The sequence below is a fragment of the Streptomyces sp. NPDC048349 genome, assembly GCF_040651925.1.
GTDB lineage: Bacteria > Actinomycetota > Actinomycetes > Streptomycetales > Streptomycetaceae > Streptomyces.
Genome location: NZ_JBEZLA010000022.1, coordinates 16,750 through 39,474 on the forward strand (window position 1 = coordinate 16,750; position 22,725 = coordinate 39,474).

A 22,725-nucleotide genomic window follows, 5' to 3' on the forward strand; every position below is an offset into this window, starting at 1 on the left:
ACCACGTCCTCGCTTACGATGGCCGTTGCGGTGGGGCCCACCTGCCGTGCCCGTGTACGAACAGTGCCCAGGCCCGACCGGCAAGGAGACAAACCTCGGTGTCCGTCTTCAACAAGCTCATGCGTGCAGGCGAAGGCAAGATCCTGCGCAAACTGCACCGCATCGCGGACCAGGTCAACTCCATCGAAGAGGACTTCGTCAACCTCTCCGACGCCGAGTTGCGGGCGCTCACGGACGAGTACAAGCAGCGGTTCCAGGACGGCGAGAGCCTGGACGACCTGCTGCCGGAGGCGTTCGCGACCGTGCGCGAGGCCGCCAAGCGCGTCCTCGGCCAGCGGCACTACGACGTCCAGATCATGGGCGGCGCGGCGCTGCACCTCGGCTACGTGGCCGAGATGAAGACCGGTGAGGGCAAGACCCTCGTCGGCACCCTGCCCGCCTACCTGAACGCGCTGTCCGGCAAGGGCGTCCACCTGATCACGGTGAACGACTACCTCGCCGAGCGCGACTCCGAGCTGATGGGCCGGGTGCACAAGTTCCTCGGCCTGGAGGTCGGCTGCATCCTGGCGAACATGTCGCCCGCGCAGCGTCGCGAGCAGTACGCCTGCGACATCACCTACGGCACGAACAACGAGTTCGGCTTCGACTACCTGCGCGACAACATGGCGTGGTCGAAGGACGAGCTGGTCCAGCGCGGCCACAACTTCGCCGTGGTCGACGAGGTCGACTCGATCCTCGTCGACGAGGCCCGCACCCCGCTGATCATCTCCGGCCCGGCCGACCAGGCCACGAAGTGGTACGGCGACTTCGCGAAGCTGGTGACCCGCCTGACCAAGGGCGAGGCCGGCCAGCCGCTGAAGGGCATCGAGGAGACCGGCGACTACGAGGTCGACGAGAAGAAGCGCACCGTCGCCATCCACGAGGCCGGTGTCGCCAAGGTCGAGGACTGGCTCGGCATCGAGAACCTCTACGAGTCGGTGAACACCCCGCTCGTCGGCTACCTGAACAACGCCATCAAGGCGAAGGAACTGTTCAAGAAGGACAAGGACTACGTCGTCCTCGACGGCGAAGTCATGATCGTCGACGAGCACACCGGCCGTATCCTCGCCGGCCGCCGCTACAACGAGGGCATGCACCAGGCGATCGAGGCGAAGGAAGGGGTGGACATCAAGGACGAGAACCAGACCCTCGCCACGATCACCCTGCAGAACTTCTTCCGCCTCTACACGAAGCTGTCGGGCATGACCGGTACGGCCATGACCGAGGCCGCCGAGTTCCACCAGATCTACAAGCTCGGTGTCGTCCCGATCCCGACCAACCGCGCCATGGTCCGCAAGGACCAGCCGGACCTGATCTACCGCACCGAGGTCGCGAAGTTCGCCGCCGTCGTCGACGACATCGCGGAGAAGCACGAGAAGGGCCAGCCGATCCTCGTCGGTACGACGTCGGTCGAGAAGTCCGAGTACCTCTCCCAGCAGCTTTCCAAGCGCGGCATCCCGCACGAGGTGCTCAACGCCAAGCAGCACGACCGCGAAGCCCAGATCGTCGCCCAGGCCGGCCGCCGCGGCGCCGTCACCGTCGCCACGAACATGGCCGGCCGCGGTACCGACATCAAGCTCGGCGGCAACCCGGACGACCTCGCCGAGGCCGAGCTGCGCCAGCAGGGCCTGGACCCGGAGGAGCACATCGAGGAGTGGGCGCACGCCCTTCCCGCGGCGCTCACCCGGGCCGAGGCGGCCGTGAAGGCCGAGTTCGAAGAGGTCAAGGAGCTCGGCGGGCTGTACGTGCTGGGCACCGAGCGGCACGAGTCGCGCCGTATCGACAACCAGCTGCGCGGCCGCTCCGGCCGACAGGGCGACCCGGGCGAGTCCCGCTTCTACCTGTCGCTCGGCGACGACCTGATGCGCCTGTTCAAGGCGCAGATGGTCGAGCGCGTCATGGCCATGGCCAACGTGCCGGACGACGTGCCGATCGAGAACAAGATGGTGACGCGCGCGATCGCGTCGGCCCAGTCGCAGGTCGAGACCCAGAACTTCGAGACGCGCAAGAACGTCCTGAAGTACGACGAGGTCCTCAACAGCCAGCGCGAGGTCATCTACAGCGAGCGCCGCCGCGTCCTGGAGGGCGAGGACCTCCAGGAGCAGGTCCGCTTCATGATGGACGACACGATCGACGCGTACATCGCGGCCGAGACGGTCGAGGGCTTCGCCGAGGAGTGGGACCTGGAGCGCCTGTGGGGCGCCTTCAAGCAGCTCTACCCGGTGAAGGTCACCATCGAGGAGCTGGAGGAGGCCGCGGGCGACCGGGCGGGCATCACCGCCGAGTTCATCGCGGAGTCCATCAAGGACGACATCCACGAGCAGTACGAGGCGCGCGAGAAGGCGCTGGGCTCCGACATCATGCGCGAGCTGGAGCGGCGCGTGGTGCTGTCGGTGCTGGACCGCAAGTGGCGTGAGCACCTGTACGAGATGGACTACCTGCAGGAGGGCATCGGCCTGCGGGCGATGGCCCAGAAGGACCCGCTGGTCGAGTACCAGCGCGAGGGCTTCGACATGTTCAACGCCATGCAGGACGGCATCAAGGAGGAGTCCGTCGGCTACCTGTTCAACCTGGAGGTCCAGGTCGAGCAGCAGGTCGAGGAGGTCCCGGTGCAGGACGCGGCGCCGTCGCTGACGAAGGAGCCGGTCCGTCCGGAGATCCGGGCCAAGGGGCTGGACGCTCCGCAGCGCCCGGACCGGCTGCACTTCTCGGCGCCGACCGTCGACGGTGAGGGCGGTGTGGTCGAGGGCGACTTCGAGTCCGACGGCGCCGCCGGTGACGGTGACGGGATGACGCGGGCGGAGCGGCGCAAGGCCGCCAAGGCCTCCGGCGGGCGCCGCCGCAAGAAGTAGCCCCCGCGGGGCGACGTTCACGGCCGGGGCCGGGCACCGAGGGGTGTCCGGCCCCGGCCGCTGCCGTTCGCCGCCGGCCCGGCCCGGCCCGGCGAGGCTGGGGTGGCGGTGGACTGCCGGGGCCGGTGGGTGGGGCCGTGCGGCGCCGCTGCGGGGCTCTGCCCCGAACCCCGCGCCTCAAACGCCGGCGGGGCTGGAGGTGGCCCGTGCCTCCTGCGTGGGCGGGGCTGGAGGTGGCCCGCGCCTCCGGCGCCGGTAGGGCTGGGGTCAGGGGCGGGGGCCCTGGAGTTCTACTGCTGCGCAGCGCCAGCGCAGGTCCGGGCCCTGTTCCAGGCGGAAGGCCATCGCCGTCATGCGGTCGCCCGTGGCGATGCGGGCGAAGGCCTCGATGACGCCCGGGCCCGGGGTGAAGCGCCCGCACTGGCGGACGACGGGCCGCAGGCGGTCGCGGAGGTGCTCCGCGTCGGCCAGGGTGACCAGCTGCTCGTAGGCGGGGCCGACGGTGTGGCCGAGGAGCGAGTGGACCGGCCGCAGGCCGCTGACGACCGCCAGGAGGCGTTCGGCGAACCAGTGGTGCGGGCCGAGCCGCAGGGTCCGCGGCGGGGTCGCCGGGCGCCGGGTGTCGCGCCGCCCGGCGGGGCGGGTCCGGGACTGGCCGCCGACCCGGCGGCGGGCCGCCTCGCCGCCGATCGTGCCGCGCATCGTGGTGTCCATCGCGATCTGCCCCCGAACAGGCCGGGCCCGGCGGTACCGGGCGGTAACTTGGTGGGCTTCATTTATGGCGGATCCCTTGCTGTGCGCAATCGGCCGATCACACATCGTGAGGGGTCGGTTCCGTTCACCTATCTGAGTGGCGAGGGGGCTTTCCCGGGGCTTCCGCGGTGCTCCGCCCGGGACCGGAGTGGACGCGGCAGGGGCCCGGCCCCGCACCCCGAAGGGGGACCGGCCGTCACCCGGAGGGCGGCCCGCCGCCGCAGGGGCGACGGGGTCGGCGGTGAGAGGGCGGACCGCCCCGCCGGGGCCGAGGGTGCGCGGCGGTGGCGTGGCCGGCGCACTCCCCGTGGCCTGGGGTGCAGTCGTATCCTGGGGGCGTTTCCGACTACCGAAAGCAGCCGGCCCATGCGCGTGTACGTTCCTCTGACCCTCCCCGGTCTCGCCGAGGCGCACCAGGCGGGTGAGCTGGGCCCCGGCCCGCTGCGTGCGTACGCCGTGACCCCCGGGCTGCGCGAGTGGTACGTGTCGGACGACATCGAGGAGCTGGAGTACGCGGCCCTGAGCCGCGCCGCGGCCGCCTCGCTCCGCCTGATCGCCGCCGACCCGGCCGCGCCGCCCCGGCGGGTCGTCGTCGCCCTGGACGTCGCCGACAAGGCCGCCACCGCCACGCCCGGCGTGGACGAGGCGACCCTCGGTCAGGTCGCCCTCGCCGACGCCGTACGGCTCGCCGTGGCCGCCGCCGTGCACGTCGACGCCGACGACGCCGAGGCGGACGTGTCCGCCGCCGCACGGGCCGTCGAGGCCGCCGACGCGGGGGACGGCGACGCGCAGTTCACCGTGGACGGCGCCGAGGACCACGAGCTGCTGTGGTTCGGGGTGCAGGAGATCCCGGGGCTGCTGAAGTGACGGCGCCCACGCACATCGTGTGGGACTGGAACGGCACCCTCCTGCACGACATCGACGCCGTCATAGCCGCGACCAACGCCTCCTTCGCGGAGCTCGGCCTCGCGCCGATCACCCTCGAGACCTACCGCGACCTGTACGTCGTACCGGTGCCCAAGTTCTACGAGCGCCTGATGGGCCGGCTGCCGACCGACGACGAGTGGCTGGTCATGGACGACGCCTTCCACCGGCACTACTGGGTCGCCGCCGAAGCCGCCGGGCTCGCCGACGGCGCCCGCGAGCTGCTCCAGGACTGGCAGCGCGCCGGACTCACCCAGTCCCTGCTGTCCCTCGCGCCCCACGACAAGCTCGTACCGCTGGTGCGCCTGCACGGCATCGACGGGCACTTCCTGCGCGTCGACGGGCGGACCGGGCCCTCCCACACCAGCAAGGCGGGGCACCTCGTACGGCACATGGCCGCCCTGGACGCGACGGGAGTGACGGCCGCGCGTACGGTCCTCATCGGAGACGCCGTGGACGACGCGCTCGCCGCCGCCCACGTCGGCGCCCGGGCCGTCCTCTACACGGGCGGATCGCACAGCCGCCGCAGTCTGGAATCGGCCGGCGTGCCCGTCGTCGACACCCTGGCGGAGGCCGTCCGCACCGCTCGTGAACTGGCCGAATAGCGACTGCTCCGCAGCCGCGCCCCCGACTCCTCCCCGTCGCTGTCCAGAACGTCAAAGTTAAACCTCAAGTTTTGTACACATCCATGACGTGTGCGGGGTGGGTGGAGATAGCCTGGTACCCGTGATCAGCGCGATAGTCATCGGGGGCACCGACGCCTCCGGCCTGCGCCCGAGGCACCACCGTGCCCGGGCCCTCGCTGGTCCCCGCTGCCGGGACGTGGCGCCTATGGCTTATTCCCTCCCGGCCGGCTCTCTCCACGGCGCAGCGCCGGTTTCGAACGGACACCCCGTCTCGCGGTGCGATGCCACTTCCTTCACCTACGTCACGCAATGGCGCGCGACAGGAGCCAGAGGACATGCAGACCAAGCTGGACGAAGCAAAGGCCGAGCTGCTCGCGCGGGCGGCCCGGGTAGCTGAGAACAGCCCGGCCGGGGGGCTACTTCCGACTGGGTCCGAGCAGGGGGAGCGTCCCGACCGGGACACAGTGCTCGCCTACCTCCAGCGCTACTACCTGCACACCGCCCCCGAGGACCTCTTGGACCGGGACCCGGTCGACGTGTTCGGGGCGGCGCTCTCGCACTACCGGCTGGCCGAGAACCGGCCGCAGGGCACGGCGAACGTGCGCGTGCACACACCGACCGTCGAGGAGAACGGCTGGACCTCCAGCCACTCCGTCGTCGAAGTGGTCACCGACGACATGCCCTTCCTCGTCGACTCCGTCACCAACGAGCTGTCCCGCCAGGGCCGCGGGATCCACGTGGTGATCCACCCCCAGGTCGTGGTCCGCCGTGACGTGACCGGCAAGCTGATCGAGATCCTCGGCCCCGACTGCGACGCGCACGGCCCCAGGACGGCGCGCCCCCACGACTCCCTCGTCGAGTCCTGGATCCACGTCGAGATCGACCGCGAGACCGACCGGTCCGACCTCAAGCAGATCACCGGCGATCTGCTGCGCGTCCTGTCCGACGTCCGGGAGTCCGTCGAGGACTGGGAGAAGATGCGCGACGCGGCGCTGCGCATCGCCGACGGCCTGCCCGACGAGCCCACCGCCCCGGACCTGCGCGAGTACGAGCTCGAAGAGGCCCGCGAGCTGCTGCGCTGGCTCGCCGACGACCACTTCACCTTCCTCGGCTACCGCGAGTACAACCTCGTCGACGGCGACGCCCTCGCGGCCGTCCCCGGCACCGGCCTCGGCATCCTGCGCTCCGACCCGCACCACAGCGGCAAGGACGACGGCCACCCCGTCTCGCCGTCCTTCAACCGGCTGCCGGCCGACGCCCGCGCCAAGGCGCGCGAGCACCGCCTGCTGGTGCTGACCAAGGCCAACAGCCGCTCCACCGTGCACCGTCCCTCGTACCTCGACTACGTGGGCGTCAAGAAGTTCGACGCCGAGGGCAACGTGGTCGGCGAGCGACGCTTCCTCGGCCTGTTCTCCTCCGCCGCGTACACCGAGTCCGTGCGCCGCGTCCCGGTCATCCGCCGCAAGGTCGCCGAGGTCCTCGAAGGCGCCGGCTTCGCGCCGTCGAGCCACGACGGCCGCGACCTGCTGCAGATCCTGGAGACCTACCCGCGCGACGAGCTGTTCCAGACCCCGGTCGACAAGCTCCGCGAGATCGTCACCTCCGTCCTGTACCTGCAGGAGCGCCGCCGGCTGCGGCTGTACCTGCGCCAGGACGAGTACGGGCGCTACTACTCGGCCCTCGTCTACCTGCCGCGCGACCGCTTCACCACCGGCGTCCGGCTGCGGCTGATGGACATCCTCAGGGAGGAGCTCGACGGCATCAGCGTCGACTTCACCGCCTGGAACACCGAGTCGATCCTCTCCCGCATCCACTTCGTCGTCCGCGTCCCGCAGGGCAAGGAACTGCCGGTCCTGACCGACGGCGACGTCGAGCGCATCGAGGGCCGCCTCGTCGACGCCGCCCGCTCCTGGGCCGACGGCTTCTCCGAGGCCCTGGTCGCCGAGCTCGGCGAGGAGCGCGCCGCCGAACTGCTGCGCCGCTACGGCACCTCCTTCCCCGAGGGCTACAAGGCCGACCACTCGCCGCGCGCGGCCGTCGCCGACCTCTGCCACCTCGAGCGGCTCTCCGCCAGCGACCTCCCGTTCGCGCTCTCGCTGTACGAGCCCGTCGGCGCGGGCCCCGGCGAGCGCCGGTTCAAGATCTACCGCACCGGTGAGCAGGTCTCGCTCTCCGCGGTCCTGCCCGTGCTCCAGCGCCTGGGCGTCGAGGTCACCGACGAGCGCCCGTACGAGCTGCGCCGCGCCGACCGGGTCAGCGCCTGGATCTACGACTTCGGCCTGCGGATGCCCGCCGTCGGAGCCAACGGCGACGCCTACCTCGGAGACGACGCCCGCGAGCGCTTCCAGGAGGCCTTCGCGGCCGTCTGGACCGGCCAGGCGGAGAACGACAACTTCAACACCCTGGTGCTGAGCGCCGGGCTGACCTGGCGCCAGGCCGTCGTCCTGCGCGCGTACGCCAAGTACCTGCGCCAGGCGGGTTCCACCTTCAGCCAGGACTACATGGAGGACACCCTCCGCAACAACGTCCACACCACCCGGCTGCTGGTCTCCCTCTTCGAGGCCCGGCTGTCGCCCGGCCGCCAGGCCGCCGGCAGCGAGCTCGTGGACGCCATGCTGGAGGAGCTGGACGGGGCCCTGGACCAGGTCGCCTCGCTCGACGAGGACCGCATCCTGCGGGCCTTCCTCACCCTCATCAAGGCCACCCTGCGCACCAACTTCTTCCAGGAGGCCAGGGGCTTCGAGTGGCACGACTACGTGTCCATGAAGTTCGACCCGCAGGCCATCCCGGACCTGCCGGCGCCCCGCCCGGCGTACGAGATCTGGGTGTACTCGCCGCGCGTCGAGGGCGTGCACCTGCGCTTCGGCAAGGTCGCGCGCGGCGGTCTGCGCTGGTCCGACCGGCGCGAGGACTTCCGTACGGAGATCCTCGGCCTGGTCAAGGCGCAGATGGTCAAGAACACCGTGATCGTGCCGGTCGGCGCCAAGGGCGGCTTCGTCGCCAAGCAGCTCCCGGACCCCTCCGTGGACCGCGACGCCTGGCTCGCCGAGGGCATCGCCTGCTACCGGACCTTCATCTCGGCCCTGCTCGACATCACCGACAACCTGGTCGCGGGCGAGGTCGTGCCGCCGCAGGACGTGGTGCGCCACGACGAGGACGACACCTACCTCGTCGTCGCCGCCGACAAGGGCACCGCGACGTTCTCCGACATCGCCAACGAGGTCGCCCAGCAGTACAACTTCTGGCTCGGCGACGCCTTCGCCTCGGGCGGCTCGGCCGGTTACGACCACAAGGGCATGGGCATCACGGCCCGCGGCGCCTGGGAGTCCGTCAAGCGGCACTTCCGCGAGCTCGGCCACGACACCCAGACCCAGGACTTCACGGTCGTCGGCGTCGGCGACATGTCCGGCGACGTCTTCGGCAACGGCATGCTGCTTTCCGAGCACATCCGCCTGGTCGCGGCCTTCGACCACCGGCACATCTTCCTCGACCCGACCCCGGACGCGGCGACCTCGTACGCCGAGCGCCGGCGCCTGTTCGAGCTGCCGCGCTCCTCGTGGGCGGACTACGACACCTCGCTGATCTCGGCGGGCGGCGGCGTCCACCCGCGCAGCGCGAAGTCCATCCCGGTCAACGCGCACGTCCGGGAGGCCCTGGGCATCGAGGCGGGCGTCACCAAGATGACCCCGGCCGACCTGATGAAGGCGATCCTCCAGTCCCCGGTGGACCTGCTGTGGAACGGCGGCATCGGCACGTACGTCAAGGCCACCTCCGAGACGCACGCGGACGTCGGCGACAAGGCCAACGACGCCATCCGCGTCAACGGCTCCGACGTACGGGCCAAGGTCATCGGCGAGGGCGGCAACCTGGGTCTGACCCAGCTCGGCCGCATCGAGTTCGCCCGCACCGGCGCGGGCGGCGAGGGCGGCAAGGTCAACACCGACGCCATCGACAACAGTGCCGGCGTGGACACCTCCGACCACGAGGTGAACATCAAGATCCTGCTCAACGCGGTCGTGGCGGACGGCGACATGACCGTCAAGCAGCGCAACAAGCTGCTCGCCGAGATGACCGACGAGGTGGGTCACCTCGTGCTGCGCAACAACTACGCGCAGAACACGGCCCTCGCCAACGGCGCGGCGCAGGCCCCCAGCCTGCTCCACGCGCAGCAACGCTTCATGCGCCGCCTGGAGCGCGACGGGCTGCTCAACCGCGAGCTGGAGTTCCTGCCCACCGACCGGCAGATCCGCGAACTGCTGGCCAACGGCCGCGGTCTGACCCAGCCGGAGCTGGCCGTCCTGTTCGCCTACACGAAGATCACGGTGGCGGACGAGCTCGTCCACACCGCGCTTCCGGACGACCCGTACCTGCGCCGCCTGCTGTTCGCGTACTTCCCGGCCGCCCTGCGCGAGAAGTTCCCCGAGCAGATCGACGGGCACGCGCTGAACCGGGAGATCATCACCACGCTGCTGGTCAACGACACCGTCAACACGGGTGGTTCGACCTTCCTGCACCGTCTGCGCGAGGAGACGGGGGCCTCCACGGAGGAGATCGTCCGGGCGCAGCTCTCGGCCCGCGAGATCTTCGGCCTGGCCGAGGTGTGGGACGCGGTCGAGGCCCTCGACAACAAGGTCGCGGCCAGTGTCCAGACCCGGATCCGGCTGCACTCGCGGCGCCTGGTCGAGCGCGGCACGCGCTGGCTGCTGAACAACCGGCCGCAGCCGCTCCAGATCACCGAGACCATCGACTTCTTCGCCGAGCGGGTCGGGCACGTCTGGGCGGAGCTGCCGAAGCTGGTGCGCGGCGCCGACCTCGAGTGGTACCAGTCGATCATGGACGAGCTGATCGGCGAGGGCGTGCCGGAGGAACTGGCCGCCAAGGTGGCCGGGTTCTCCTCCGCCTTCCCGACGCTCGACGTCGTCGCGATCGCGGACCGCACCGGAGTGGCTCCGCTGGACGTCGCCGAGGTGTACTACGACCTCGCCGACCGCCTGGACATCACCCAGCTGATGGACCGGATCATCGAGCTGCCGCGGTCCGACCGCTGGCAGTCGATGGCCCGCGCCTCCATCCGCGAGGACCTGTTCGCGGCGCACGCGGCCCTGACCGCCGACGTGCTGTCGGTGGGCAACGGCAGCTCGACTCCCGAGGAGCGCTTCAAGGCCTGGGAGGAGAAGAACGCGGCGATCATCGGCCGGGCGCGGACGACCCTGGACGAGATCCGCGGCTCGGACGACTTCGACCTGGCGAACCTGTCGGTGGCCATGCGGACGATGCGCTCGCTGCTGCGCGTGCACAGCTAGGGCTTCTTGCCGGACGGGCCGGGCCCGGGACCTTCGCGGTCCCGGGCCCGGCCCGTCCGTGTGCCGGTGCGGCGCCGTTGCCGGGGACGCTGCCCCCCGGGCCCCCTCACACGCCGGCAGGGCCGGATGCGGCCGGGCGCGGCGGGAAGGGGGTCCGTGGCGCGGGCCGGACTGGTCAGCGGGACCTGGTGAAGGCCTCGTACGCGGCGCACACCTCGTCGGAGGGGCCGTCCATGCGCAGGACGCCCGATTCCAGCCAGATCGCGCGGTCGCAGGTCTCGCGGACCGTGTTGATGCCGTGGCTGACGAGGAAGACGGTGCCGGCGCGTTCGCGCAGTTCCTCGATACGGTCCTGGCTGCGCCGCTGGAAGGCGGCGTCACCGGTGGCCAGGGCCTCGTCGATCATCAGGACGTCGTGGTCCTTGGCGGCGGCGATGGAGAACCGGAGCCGGGCGCCCATGCCGGAGGAGTAGGTGCGCATGGGCAGGGAGATGAAGTCGCCCTTCTCGTTGATGCCGGAGAAGTCGACGATGCCCTGGTAGCGCTCCTTGATCTGCTCGCGGCTCATGCCCATGGCGAGGCCGCCCAGTACGACGTTGCGCTCGCCGGTCAGGTCGTTCATCAGGGCGGCGTTCACGCCCAGGAGCGAGGGCTGGCCGTGCGAGTAGACCGCGCCACGGGCCACCGGCTGGAGTCCGGCGATGGCCTTGAGGAGGGTGGACTTGCCCGAACCGTTGGAGCCGATGAGGCCGATGGCCTCGCCCTTGTACGCGGTGAAGCTGACGCCCTTGACGGCGTGCACCTCGCGGATGCCGGGGGCGGGTGTGCGGGAGAAGATCCGGCTCAGCGCGGCGGTGGCGCCGCCCTTGCGGGTGCCGCCGCCGTGGACCTTGTAGACGACGTGGACCTGGTCCGCGATCACGGTGGGGACGCGGGTGTCCGGTGCGGTGTCAGCCACGGCCGTACTCCTCCTCTGCCTTCCAGAAGTAGACGAACCCGCCGGCGCCGGCGAGCAGGGCCCAGCCGATGGCGACCGGCCACGCGTGGTGCGGGAGCGAGTGCGCCGTGAAGCTGTCGATCAGACAGAAGCGCATCAGGTCGATGTAGACGGCCGCCGGGTTGAGCTGGAGCACCATCAGCACCCAGTGCGGCAGGTGGTCGGTCCTGAGCATCTGGTCGATGGACCACATGACGCCCGACGAGTACATCCAGGTGCGCAGCACGAACGGCATCAGCTGGCTCACGTCCGGGCTCTTGCTGCCGATGCGGGCCATGACCAGGGCGCAGCCGGCGGCGAAGACGGCCATCAGCAGCAGCGTCGGGACGGCCAGGAGCCAGGACGGGCCCGGCGTCTGGCCGAAGGCGAGCAGCAGGATGACCAGGGCGCCCATGGTGACCAGCAGCTGCTGGAAGAGCTGGACGACGGTGGCCAGGGGCAGGCTCGCGCGGGGGAAGTGCAGGGCGCGGACCAGGCCGAGGTTGCTGTGGACGGACCGGGTGCCGGCGTTGACGGAGCTGCCGATGAAGTCCCAGACGAAGACGCCGGTGATCAGGAACGGCACGTAGTCGGGCACGCCGTGGCTGGCGCGCATGACGAGGCCGAAGATGAAGTAGTAGACCGCCGCGTTCAGCAGCGGGGTCACCAGGTGCCAGACCTGGCCGAGCTTCGCGGTGCTGTAGGTGGCCTGCATGCGGGCGGTGGCGTACGCCGTCACGAAGTGGCGCCGCTCCCAGAGCTCCGCGACGTAGCGGGGGAGGGAGGGGCGGGCCCCGCTCAGCGTCAGGCCGTGGGCGGCCGCCAGCTGGGCGGCGGTGGGCGGTGTCGCGGGCGTCACGGGGGCGGTCGGGGGTGCGGTCGCGGTGGTCACAAGGGTCGCTTTCGCCGGGGTCGGGGCGTCGGCGGCGATGGGACGGGTCCGTATCGTCGCTACGGCGAGGCTAGGGCGTGGTGCGTCGGAACGCAACCGTATCGTCGTGACGGGAGCGCAGCTATGCTCTGTGCATGACCACGGATCCCGCCGACACCGTCGCCGCCCCCGCCCGCCGCGCCCCCGCCGGGGCCGCCGTCCTGCGCGAGGACGTGACCGCGGCGATCAGGGACGCGGTGGTGGAGGAGCTGGCCGCGGTCGGCTTCTCGCGGATGTCCATCGAGGGCATCGCGCGCCGGGCGGGCGTCGGGAAGACCGCGGTCTACCGGCGGTGGAAGTCCAAGCTGCACCTGGTCCTGGACCTGGTCGGCGCCTTCGCCGCGGACGGCCTGCCGGTACCGGCGACGGGCTCGCTGTACGGGGACGTACGGGCCCTGCTGGAGGTCATGTCCCACGTACTGCGGCACCCGGTGGCCTCGGCGGTGATCCCCGACCTGCTGGTCGAGGCGGCGCGCAACCCCGAGATCGCCGAAGCGGTACGCGGGGCCCTGCTCGACGGCCAGCACCGCATGGCGCAGGGCATCGTCGCGGATGCCGTCGCCCGCGGCGAACTCCCCGAGGGCATCAGCCCCGACCACGCCCTCGACCTGCTGATCGGCCCGCTCTACTGGCGCCAGGTGGTGGTCCGCGACGCGGTGACGACCACCCACCTGGACACCCTGGCCCACCAGGTGGTGGCGGGTCTGAAGGCGGCTGAGGGCTCCCCCTGAGCCAACGCCGCCCGCGTCACGGGCGCCCGGGCGAGCGGGAAGGCGACCGGACCCCCGGCGGCTACGGCCAGACGGGGGCCAGGGTGGGCTCCGCAGACGTGGGCGACGACGAGGGCGGGGCGGCGGCGGATGCCGCGGGCGCCGGGCGGCGGTCCTCCAGGGGCGTGATCGCCGGGATCGGGGTGGACTGGCCCAGGAAGATCCGGCGCACCACGCGCTCCGCCGCGTGCCCGTCGTCGTACGAGCTGAAGCGCGCCCGGAACGCCGCCCGCAGCTGCGCCGAGCGCGAGCCCTGCCAGTGGCCCGTGGCGAAGATGTCCACCAGCTCGTCCTCGGTCCGGGCGATCGCGCCCGGCGGACAGGTGCGCAGGTCGAAGTAGGTGCCCCGGGCGGCCTCGTACGCCTCCCAGTCGTCCGCGTGGATCACGATCGGCCGGTCCAGGGCCGCGTAGTCGAACATCAGGGACGAGTAGTCCGTGACGAGCGCGTCGGAGGCGAGGCAGAGCTCCTCCACCGACGGGTGGGCGGAGACGTCCAGGAGCCGGGGGTGCGCCTCCACGGGCGCGTGCGCGTCGGTGCCCGCGTACGTGAGGTGGGTGCGGCGAAGGATCGTGAAGCGCGGCCCGAGGTCGCGCAGCACCCGCTCGAAGTCCAAGTGGTCCGGCCGGCTGCGCCGGTAGTCGCGGTGCGTCGGCGCGTACAGGATCACGGTCGAGCCCGCCGGGATGCCGAGGCGCTCGCGCAGGGCGAGGACGTCGGCCCGGGTGGCCCGGTGGAAGACGTCGTTGCGCGGATAGCCGTACTCGAGGGTGGTGTAGGAGGAGGGGAGGGCCTTCTCCCAGACCAGGGTGGAGTGCCGGTTCGCGGAGAGCAGGTAGTCCCACTGGTCGGCGCCGCGCAGCAGCCCCGCGAAGTCCGTGGTGGGGGTGGCCGCCGGCCGGTCCTGGAGGTCGAGCCCTACCCGCTTGAGCGGGGTTCCGTGCTGGGTCTGCACGACGATCTGGCCCGGGCGCTTGACGAGGGTGCGCTCGCAGGGGACGTTCGTGACCAGGTACGTGGCCCTGGCCAGGGCCGTCCAGTACGCGGCGGAGCCCGGACGCAGGAAGGCCGTCTCGCGGGGGAGGGTCGCGGCGTGCCGCGGGTCGCAGATCCAGGCCGTGCGCATCCGGGGCGCCAGCTCCCGCAGCTTCGCCTCGATCGCCGCCGGGTTGCAGGCGTAACCGCCGTGCCAGTACGCGGAGAAGACCGCGAGCTCCGGGCGCAGGGGCAGGAGGCGCTGGGTGCGGTAGTGCAGGCGCAGGGCGCTTTCGCGCAGCCCCCGCCACAGGGTGGAGGCCCCGCGTCCGGTGCCGAGGCAGACCGAGCGCAGGGACGACAGCAGCCCGTACGCGCGACGGGTGCCCAGCCGCATGAGGAGGTGGCGGACCCGGTCGGTCCGTGACAGGGACGACGGCGGTGCTCCCGGGGCCCGGTAGCGGCGCAGCAGGGTGGAGGCCCGGCGGAAGAACTCGGCCCGGCCGGCGCGCGGGAGGCGGCGCGGGTCGGAGTACAGGGCGCAGAAGTGCTCGGCCATCCGCCGGTGCACGGCCGGGCGCCAGCGCTCCAGCTCGGGGCGGCCGGCGAGGTAGGAGAAGACCCGGTCGTACTGGTCGAAGACGTCCAGGTGGCGGCGGCTGGAGGTGGTCAGGATGGAGCCGGTGCGGCGCTGGCGGTAGTGGACGCAGACCCGGTCCAGGACGGCGACGGACTCCGCGGCCAGCAGCGCCGGGTAGGTCCAGGGGGTGTCCTCGTAGAACCCGGACGGGAACCGGAAGCCCTCGCGCTCCACGTACTCGCGGCGGTAGGCCTTGTTCCACACCACCATCAGCATGCCGAGCAGGGCCGGCCGGTCGGCGAGGCGGAAGCTGGCCGGGCCCTCCTCGCGCAGCCGGTGCGAGAGGCGGTTGCGCACGGTCTCGCCGGTCCAGAAGGTGCGTGCGTAGTCGTAGACCAGGACGTCGGGGGAGCCGGTGGCCTTCAGCCGGTCGGTGACGGCCTGCAGGGCGCCGGGGGCCAGGGTGTCGTCGCCGTCGAGGAAGACCAGGTAGTCGCCGGTGGCCCGGGCCAGGCCCGCGTTGCGGGCCGGGCCCAGTCCGAGGTTGTGCGGCAGGTGCACGGCGGTCACGCGCGGGTCCCGGGCCGCGTACTCGTCGATGATCGAACCGCAGGCGTCCGGGGAGGCGTCGTCGACCGCGATCAGTTCCAGATCCGGGTACGACTGGGACAGGACCGAGTCCAGACTTTCCTGGAGGTACGCCTGGACCTTGTACGCGGGCACGATGACGCTGAACCGGGGCACGGCACATCCAGGGGTCGGCGCGGGCATATGGCCCAGGAACCCCCGGTGTGGTGTTCGGGTTACGCAGCGTGTGGCAATCGGGTTACGCAGCGTCAACACCGCACGTCGGCGCGGGCCGCTACTTGATCGCCCCGGCCATCACCCCCGAGACGAACTGCCGCTGGAAGGCGAAGAAGACGATGAGCGGGATGACCATCGACAGGAACGCGCCGGGCGCCAGCACGTCGATGTTGTTCCCGAACTGCCGTACCTGCTGCTGGAGCGCCACCGTCACCGGCGGGTTCGCGGAGTCCGCGAAGACGAGCGCGACGAGCATGTCGTTCCACACCCACAGGAACTGGAAGATGCCGAGGGAGGCGATGGCCGGTCCGCCCAGGGGCAGCACCACCCGGGCGAACAGCCGCAGTTCGCCCGCCCCGTCCAGGCGGGCGGCCTCCAGCAGCTCGCGCGGGATCTCCGCGAAGAAATTGCGCAGCAGGAACACGGCGAACGGCAGCCCGAACGCGGTGTGGAAGAGCACCACGCCCGCGGTGGTCTCGAACAGCCCGATGGAACCGAACAGTTCGGAGACCGGGATCAGCGCCACCTGCACCGGGACGACCAGCAGCCCGACGACGACCAGGAAGAGCCAGTCCCGGCCGGGGAACTCCAGCCAGGCGAAGGCGTATCCGGCGAACGCGCCCAGGACCAGGACGAGCAGGGTCGCCGGGACCGCGATCGCGACGGTGTTCAGCAGCGAGCCGGTGATCGTGTCGTTCGCCAGGAGCCGCTCGTAGTTGCCGGCCGTCAGCCGTGCGGGCGCGGTCAGCACCTGCCACCAGCCGCCCTTGTTCAGGTCGGTGGGGGAGAGGAAGGAGGAGATCAGCAGTCCGAGGGTGGGCAGCAGCCAGAAGAGCGCGGCCGCGACCAGGAACACCCGCAGCAGGCCGCCTGCGGCGAGCTTGGCGTAGGCGGGCCGGGCGGACGTGCCCGCTGCCGGCGCCGCCGCCGGTGTGGCCGTCGTCGTTTCGGCCGCCGCCGGGCCGGTCGCCGCCGGGCCGGTCGCCGCGAGCGGGTCCTGCGGCTGGTCGGAGTGGATCATCGGGAACGCTCCTTCCGCAGCCGACGGATGTTCACCAGCATCACCGGGACCACCAGCACCAGCAGGAGCACGGCGATGGCGCTGCCCAGGCCCGGATCGGCGTCCGTGCCGAAGGAGGTCCGGTACAGCTGCAGCGCGAGCACGTTCGCGTCGTCCTGCACGGCTCCCGGCGCGATCACGAAGACCAGGTCGAAGATCTTCATCACGTTGATGACGAGCGTGACCAGGACGACCACGAGGACGGGCGCGAGCATCGGTACGGTGATCCGGCGGAACACCTGCCACTCGTTCGCCCCGTCCACCCGCGCGGCCTCCAGCAGCTCCCGCGGTACGGCGGCCAGCCCGGCCCCGATCAGCACCATCGCGAAACCGGCCCACATCCACACGTACGCCCCGATGACCGCCGGGGTGACCAGCCCGGGGCCCAGCCACTCGACCCCCGCGTACGCCTCGCGGAAGTTCGCGGCGGGCAGGCGCAGCTGCGCGCCGTCGGCCTTCGCGGACAGCGTGAAGGTGCCGTCGGCGCGGGCCGTCGCCGTGTCGACGACCCGGCCGTCCTTGACCGCCTCGATCCGCATCCCGGCGAAGGCCTGCTCGGCCGGGTCGACCGCGTTCGTACGGCCGCCCCCGCCACGGGTGAAGTCCTGCCAGACCGTGCCGGTGACCTTGCCGGGCTCGGCGTCCGCCGCCTTGGCCGTACGGGTTGCCTCCGGCAGGGCCTCCGGGGCCACGCCCACCAGCGGCAGCAGCACCGGGACGCCCGCCCGGACGGGGTCGCGGGTCAGGAAGGCGCCCCCGCCCGCGTCCGCGAGCGGGGAGTCCCGGCCCGGGCGTGCCTTGGGGAAGGCCGAGGACTCCGCGAAGGTGTCGTGCACCCCGACCCAGACCGCGTTGGCAACTCCCCGGTCGGGGTCGTGGTCGTAGACGAGGCGGAAGATGATGCCCGCCGCCAGCATCGAGATCGCCATCGGCATGAACACCAGCAGCTTGAACGCCGTTCCCCAGCGCACCCGTTCGGTCAGCACCGCGAAGATCAGGCCGAGGGCGGTCGCCGTGGTCGGCGCGAGCACCACCCACAGCGCCGTGTTCTTCAGGGCGGTGCGGATGGTCGGGTCGCTCAGGATCTCCCGGTAGTTGTCGCCGCCGACGAACCCCGTCCCGGGGCGGTCGAAGAAGCTGCGGTAGATCGAGTAACCGATCGGGTGCACGACGAGCGCGCCGAGCAGCACGAGGGCCGGCAGGAGGAACGCCGCCGCGATCAGGCGGCGGCGCCTCGCCTCGGCCGAGCGGGCGTTCCTGCCCGCCGGGGCCGCCGGGGCGGCGGCCGGGGCGGTGGCCTTGGCCGTCACCGGAATCAGTTCCCGTAGGCCTTGGCCGCGTCCGCCTCCAGTTTCGCCTGGGTGCCCGCCACGTCCGACGGGTTCGCCAGGAAGTCCTGGAGGGCCTTCCACTCGCCGGCGCCCGGCGTTCCGCCGAAGGCCGCCGGAGCCTGGTCGGACATGTCGAAGCGGAAGTCGTCGCCCGCCGCGATCAGCGCCTTGGCGATGCCGCGCTGGATGTCATTGGGGTACGCGGCCAGGTCGACCGCCTTGTTGGGGGAGATGAACCCGCCCTCGCGGGCCTGGATGGCGGCCGCGTCCGCCGAGGCCAGGAAGGTCAGCAGCGCCTGCGCGCCCTTCGACGGCTTCAGCGCCACCGCCACGTCACCGCCCGAGACCACGGGCGCCTTGGCGCCGACGGCCGGGAAGGGGAAGACCAGCGCGTCCGTGCCCACCTTCGCCTCGGTCTGCGCGATGTTCACGGCCACGAAGTCGCCCTCGTAGACCATCGCGGCCGCCGGCCGGTCGCCGCCCGTGAACGTCTGGGTCACCGACTTCGGGAACTCGGTGGACAGGGCCCCGCTCGGCCCGCCCGCCAGGAAGTCCTTGCGTCCGAACAGCTCGGCCAGCGTGGTCAGCGCCTGCTTGACGCTGTCGTCCGTCCACTTGATCTGGTGCTTGGCCAGCTGGTCGTACTTCTCCGGGCCGGCCTGCGAGAGGTAGACGTTCTCGAACCAGTCGGTGAGGGTCCAGCCGTCCGCGCCGGCCACGGAGACCGCCGGGGTGCCGGAGGCGGACAGGGTGTCGGCCGCGGTCAGCAACTCCTTCCAGGTCGACGGGGGCTGGACGCCCGCCGCCTCGAAGGCCTTCGCGTTGTACCAGATCAGCGACTTGTTCGCGGCCTTGTAGTAGACGCCGTACTGGGTGCCCCCGACGGCCCCGAGCGTCTTCCAGCCCGCCGAGTAGTTCTTGTCGAGCTGCGCCTGGGCCTCCGGGCCGACCGGCTGCGCCCACTTGTTCTGCACCGCCGATACCAGCGCCCCGACCTGGGGCAGCAGGGCCACGTCCGGCGGCGCCCCGCCCGCGATCTTCGAACCGAGGAACGTGACGATCGGGTCCTGGGCCGGGACGAAGGTCACCGAGGCCCCCGTCCGTTTCTCGAACTCCTTGAGGACCTTGCCGAAGTTCTCCTGCTCCGGTCCCGTCCAGACCGCCGCGACCTCCAGCTTCTCGCCGTTCAGCTGCGGTAACGCCACCCCCGGGGTCTGGAGGGCTCCGCCCGGGGCCGGCTGGTCCTTCCCGCCGTCGCCCCCGCCGCACGCGCCGAGCGTGAGCGCGCCCGCCGCGGCCAGTGCCGCCCAGCTCAGTGTCGTACGGCTCGTTCCGTGCCTGCGCATGGTTCTGCCCCCGATGCCCGTGGTGTGTCCCGGACCACAAGGTCTACGCCGAGCCGCGCGCCCCCGCAATACCGCCTCGGGCGGCCGGCGGGGGGTCAGGGGGGTGCCGGGGCGGGCCCTAGGGGGCGGCGGGGAAGAGCACGGGTATCGCCGAGACCAGGTGCGAGGCCCGGTCCAGGGCACTGGCCAGCAGCGCGAGGTCGGTCGGTCCGTTGCCCAGCTCGCGCACCGGGCGGCGGGCCGGAGGATCACCCATCCGCTCCCACTCCACCGGCACCACGGTCGGCCGCTGGGTCGCCGTCCTGGGGATCCGGCCGGTGACCCGGCCTGCCTGGAAGGGAACCGTCCGGCCGTCCGGGTAGCGGAGCAGGCCGCGGCCGGGGCCCGGCCGGTCGGGGGCGTCGAGCTCCACGTGCAGGGTCGAGTGCCGGGCCAGGACGGTGTCGGCCGTACGGTCCGGGCGGGCGCTGGTGGTCACCAGGTGCACCCCGAGCCGGGCGCCCTCACGGGCCACCGCCTCCAGCGCCCGGACCACCGAACCGGCGGCGGGCCGGCCCGTGCTGCCGAGTCCCGGAGCGACCAGCGCGTCGAAGTCGTCCACGAGCACCACCAGGCGGGGCAGCGGACCGGGCCCCGCCGGTTCGGTGCGGGCCGCCGCCGTCGACGGGCGCAGCCGCAGCGTGCCCGAGCGCTGCGGGTCGAGGTCGCCGCGCAGCTCGCCCTCCGTGGGGCGGCGGGGCGAGACCATCCGGTCGGAGAGCTCGCGCCGCGCGTGCCAGTCGGCGAACGCCGTCCCGTCCAGCAGCTCGGCACGGCGCTTGAGCTCCGCGCCCAGGGCCTGGGCGAACTCCCGCATCCGCAGCGGATCCGAGGCCACCAAGTGGGCCGAGACGTGGGGGAGTTCCGTACAGGGCAGCAGCCCGTCGCCCCTTTCGGCGTCCGCCCCGTCGAGCAGGACCAGCCCGAGCCGGTCGGGCCGGGCGCCCGCCGCCAGCGAGGCGGCCACCGACCGCAGCAGCTCGGTCCGGCCGCTGCCGGCCGGTCCCTCGATGAGCAGGTGGGGGCCGTCGTGGACCAGTTCGGTGCCGACGGGGCCGCGCCGCCCGCTGCCCAGCACCAGCTCCACCAGGCCGCCGACCCCCTGTCCCTGCTCGGTGGCGGCGGCCCAACGGGCCATCAGGGAGGCCGGGGTGGCCCGCGCCAGCCCCAGCTCGTCCAGCAGCCGGGCGGTCGCGGGCAGGGTGGCGGCGGCCCGCCGGCTGGGCCCGGCGGTGGGGGCGCCGTCGGCGCGCAGCGGTGCCAGGGCCCGCGCGAACCGCTCGGCCCAGGCCGCGGACACGGCGTCGGCGGTGGCCGTCGTGCCGGTCGGGTCCGGCCGGCCGCCGCGGACCGCGAAGGTCCGTACGGTCGTGGCCACGTCCCCGCTGAGCAGCGCCGCCGTGCCGCAGTCCCGGAAGGCCGGGGTGCCGGCACAGGCGGTCTCGTACGTCTCGGTGACCGGGGAGGCGGGGGTGGCGGGCGGAGCCTCGGCCAGCGCCAGGACGTGGATCCCGGCGGCCGGGCCGTGCGAGGCCAGCCGCCCGGTGATGTCGCGCAGCGCACCCGCGCCGGGATCGCCGTCCAGGACGAGGAGGGTGTGCGGGCCTTCGTAGGCGTCGGCGGCCTCCCGCACGCGGCCCGGATCGGCGGCGGCCCAGTGGGTGCCGAGCGGACCGTCGTCGAGGCGCCGGGTCAGCTCACCGGCACGGGCGGCCGCCTGGTCGCGGTCGTAGGCGAGGAGCAGCCGGCAGTCCTGGCCGTGTGCGGGGCGTACGTGGGGCAGCCAGCCGAGCCAGCCCCAATCGCGGCGGCGTTCGGCCAGGGGGCGCGCCCGGTCGGTGGAGACCAGCACGATCTCCAGCTGCCCCGGCGCGTGCAGGCCCGCCAGCTGCGCGATCACCCAGCGGGCCAGTCCCGTCAGCCGGGTGCGCGGGCCGGCGATGCCGAGGGCTCCGGCGGCGCGCAGCGGCACCCGGCTTCCGGCGCCGAGCCCCACCTCCAGCACCCGGGGGTGGCCCGGCGTACGGGACCACAGCCGCTCGGTGGGGCCCAGGGCGGCCAGCAGCAGCGCGGCCGGGTCATCGGGGTCGGGTACGGCGGCGGTGGTCACGGCGGCCGGTCCGGCGGGGGCCTCGGCGGCCTCCTCGCCCCGTACCCACTTGCGGGCCCAGGCGCCGAGCCCCTTGCGCCGGCCGGCGGCAGGTTCCTGCGGGGTGCTCGCCGCAGCGGGCGCGGGCGCCGCCGCGGGTCCTTCGGCGCAGGAGTCCGGCGCGTAGGGGTCCGGTGCCGAGCCGGGGGTGCCGGTCCAGCCCGTGCCGGGCAGCGCGGGGCGCGCGGCCGGGGGCGAGCCGGGCGGCGGCGTGGCGGGGGCGGCGGCCGGACCGCGGCCCCCGAGGGCGAGGTGGCCCTCGTGGTCCGGGGTCACGGGCAGCGGGGCGGCGGCCGCGGGGGCCAGCCGCAGGGTGGACTCGCCCACCCGCAGCAGGGCGCCCGGCGGCAGGGCCACCGGCTGCGGCCCCACCGGGGAGTCGTCCAGGGTGGTGCCGTTCGTCGAGTCCAGGTCGGCCACCGCCACCCGCCCGTCCCACATCACGGTCACCGCGCAGTGCAGCCGGGACACGTCGGGGTCGTCCAGCGGGACGTCGGCGTCGGCGGAGCGGCCCACCTTGATCTGGCCGCTGTGCAGCAGGTGCACTCCGCCCGCGTCGGGCCCGGCCACCACGTGGAGCTGGGGCGCGCCGAGGCTCTCCTCCGGCAGGACGTCGGGGACCGGGCCGTGCAGGGCCACCACCGCCCCGTCCACCAGCGGCGGTTCGCCCAGCACCCGCCGCTGCAGGTCGAGCCGCTCGGCTCCGGCGTAGAGGACGACCGTGCCCCCGGTGTCGGGTCCGCCGACGGTCGCCGCGAGCCCGGAGGCGACTGCGGCCAGCGCGGTGCCGGCGGGCGCGGTGACGAGCACGTCGCAGCTCACGGGGGCGGTCGAGGGCTGGTGGCCGCTGCGCGACCCAAGGACGGTCAGCCGGATCTGCATCGCCGTCAGCGGTCCCTTCTGCGCGGTGCGCGGTGTGTGCGCCCGGCAGGGGAACGCCGGCGCACGACTGCCCGACCGCCCCCCGCCCGGCACGGACGCGTCGTCCGGTCAGGTCTGCCGGAAGGCGCGGCTCCCGCCCGTGCCGTTCCGTACGGGTGCATCCTCGCACCTGTCGCGGACAACACGCCCGGCACCCGCCGACAATTGATCTTGCTCGGTCGCGGCAGGGCGCGGACCTCACGCGGAACGGACGGCCGGCAGGGGAAAATCGCCTCCGGCATACCCCCCGAACATCACCCTTGGTACATATGTGCGGCAACCAACCTCCGGCACCCGACGTCCTCCATGGGGACACCCCCTAGAGTGGGTCGGAAAATCCGGACGA

At 72.6% G+C, this 22,725-nt stretch carries 13 protein-coding genes; 5 read left to right on the top strand and 8 right to left on the bottom strand.

Annotation, left to right across the window (positions count from 1 at the left end; translation table 11 throughout):
* Nucleotides 1-98 precede the first annotated feature (98 nt).
* A complete protein-coding gene (gene secA, locus AB0D44_RS14660; RefSeq protein WP_362589686.1) occupies nt 99-2,891 on the top strand; it encodes a preprotein translocase subunit SecA in 2,793 nt (930 codons plus the stop codon).
* Nucleotides 2,892-3,158: 267 nt separating this feature from the next.
* On the opposite strand, the gene AB0D44_RS14665 is transcribed toward secA, so the two are convergent.
* Entirely contained in the window at nt 3,159-3,593 is a 435-nt protein-coding gene (locus AB0D44_RS14665; RefSeq protein ID WP_362589840.1) for an Rv3235 family protein, read from the bottom strand.
* 417 nt (nt 3,594-4,010) lie between these two features.
* Here AB0D44_RS14665 and AB0D44_RS14670 point away from each other — a divergent pair, with 417 nt between their 5' ends.
* From AB0D44_RS14670 to AB0D44_RS14680, 3 genes are all read left to right on the top strand, one after another.
* Nucleotides 4,011-4,511, top strand: a complete 501-nt coding sequence (locus tag AB0D44_RS14670) for a hypothetical protein (protein WP_362589689.1) — start codon at nt 4,011-4,013, stop codon at nt 4,509-4,511.
* Nucleotides 4,508-5,173, top strand: coding sequence for an HAD family hydrolase (locus AB0D44_RS14675; protein ID WP_362589692.1), 666 nt, complete (start codon nt 4,508-4,510; stop codon nt 5,171-5,173). Before AB0D44_RS14670 ends, AB0D44_RS14675 begins: the two co-directional genes overlap by 4 nt.
* Nucleotides 5,174-5,529: 356 nt before the next feature.
* Nucleotides 5,530-10,497 (top strand): NAD-glutamate dehydrogenase, encoded by a 4,968-nt coding sequence (locus AB0D44_RS14680; RefSeq protein ID WP_362589695.1) that lies wholly within the window; start codon nt 5,530-5,532, stop codon nt 10,495-10,497.
* Between the two features lie 175 nt (nt 10,498-10,672).
* Here the strand turns inward: AB0D44_RS14680 and AB0D44_RS14685 are convergent, their stop codons facing one another.
* Nucleotides 10,673-11,455: an ABC transporter ATP-binding protein gene (locus AB0D44_RS14685; protein ID WP_362589698.1), complete on the bottom strand. Its 783-nt coding sequence runs from the start codon at nt 11,453-11,455 to the stop codon at nt 10,673-10,675.
* Entirely contained in the window at nt 11,448-12,365 is a 918-nt protein-coding gene (locus AB0D44_RS14690) for an ABC transporter permease (RefSeq protein WP_362589701.1), read from the bottom strand. Before AB0D44_RS14690 ends, AB0D44_RS14685 begins: the two co-directional genes overlap by 8 nt.
* 134 nt (nt 12,366-12,499) lie before the next feature.
* On the opposite strand from AB0D44_RS14690, the gene AB0D44_RS14695 reads away from it, so the two are divergent.
* Nucleotides 12,500-13,135, top strand: a complete 636-nt coding sequence (locus AB0D44_RS14695; protein ID WP_362589704.1) for a TetR/AcrR family transcriptional regulator — start codon at nt 12,500-12,502, stop codon at nt 13,133-13,135.
* 61 nt (nt 13,136-13,196) lie between these two features.
* On the opposite strand, the gene AB0D44_RS14700 is transcribed toward AB0D44_RS14695, so the two are convergent.
* The 5 genes from AB0D44_RS14700 to AB0D44_RS14720 all read right to left on the bottom strand — a co-directional run bounded on the left by AB0D44_RS14700 (nt 13,197) and on the right by AB0D44_RS14720 (nt 22,340).
* Nucleotides 13,197-15,473 (bottom strand): bifunctional glycosyltransferase family 2 protein/CDP-glycerol:glycerophosphate glycerophosphotransferase, encoded by a 2,277-nt coding sequence (locus tag AB0D44_RS14700; protein WP_362589707.1) that lies wholly within the window; start codon nt 15,471-15,473, stop codon nt 13,197-13,199.
* 118 nt (nt 15,474-15,591) lie between these two features.
* Nucleotides 15,592-16,554 carry a carbohydrate ABC transporter permease gene (locus AB0D44_RS14705; protein WP_362589710.1) on the bottom strand — a complete coding sequence of 321 codons (963 nt, stop codon included), beginning with the start codon at nt 16,552-16,554 and terminating at the stop codon, nt 15,592-15,594.
* Complete coding sequence (locus AB0D44_RS14710; protein ID WP_362589842.1) at nt 16,551-17,816, bottom strand: sugar ABC transporter permease; 1,266 nt, start codon at nt 17,814-17,816, stop codon at nt 16,551-16,553. The genes AB0D44_RS14705 and AB0D44_RS14710 overlap by 4 nt, the downstream gene beginning before the upstream one ends.
* Before the next feature lie 92 nt (nt 17,817-17,908).
* Complete coding sequence (locus tag AB0D44_RS14715; RefSeq protein ID WP_362589713.1) at nt 17,909-19,270, bottom strand: ABC transporter substrate-binding protein; 1,362 nt, start codon at nt 19,268-19,270, stop codon at nt 17,909-17,911.
* A gap of 118 nt (nt 19,271-19,388) precedes the next feature.
* Nucleotides 19,389-22,340: an FHA domain-containing protein gene (locus AB0D44_RS14720; protein ID WP_362589716.1), complete on the bottom strand. Its 2,952-nt coding sequence runs from the start codon at nt 22,338-22,340 to the stop codon at nt 19,389-19,391.
* Nucleotides 22,341-22,725: the final 385 nt, after the last annotated feature.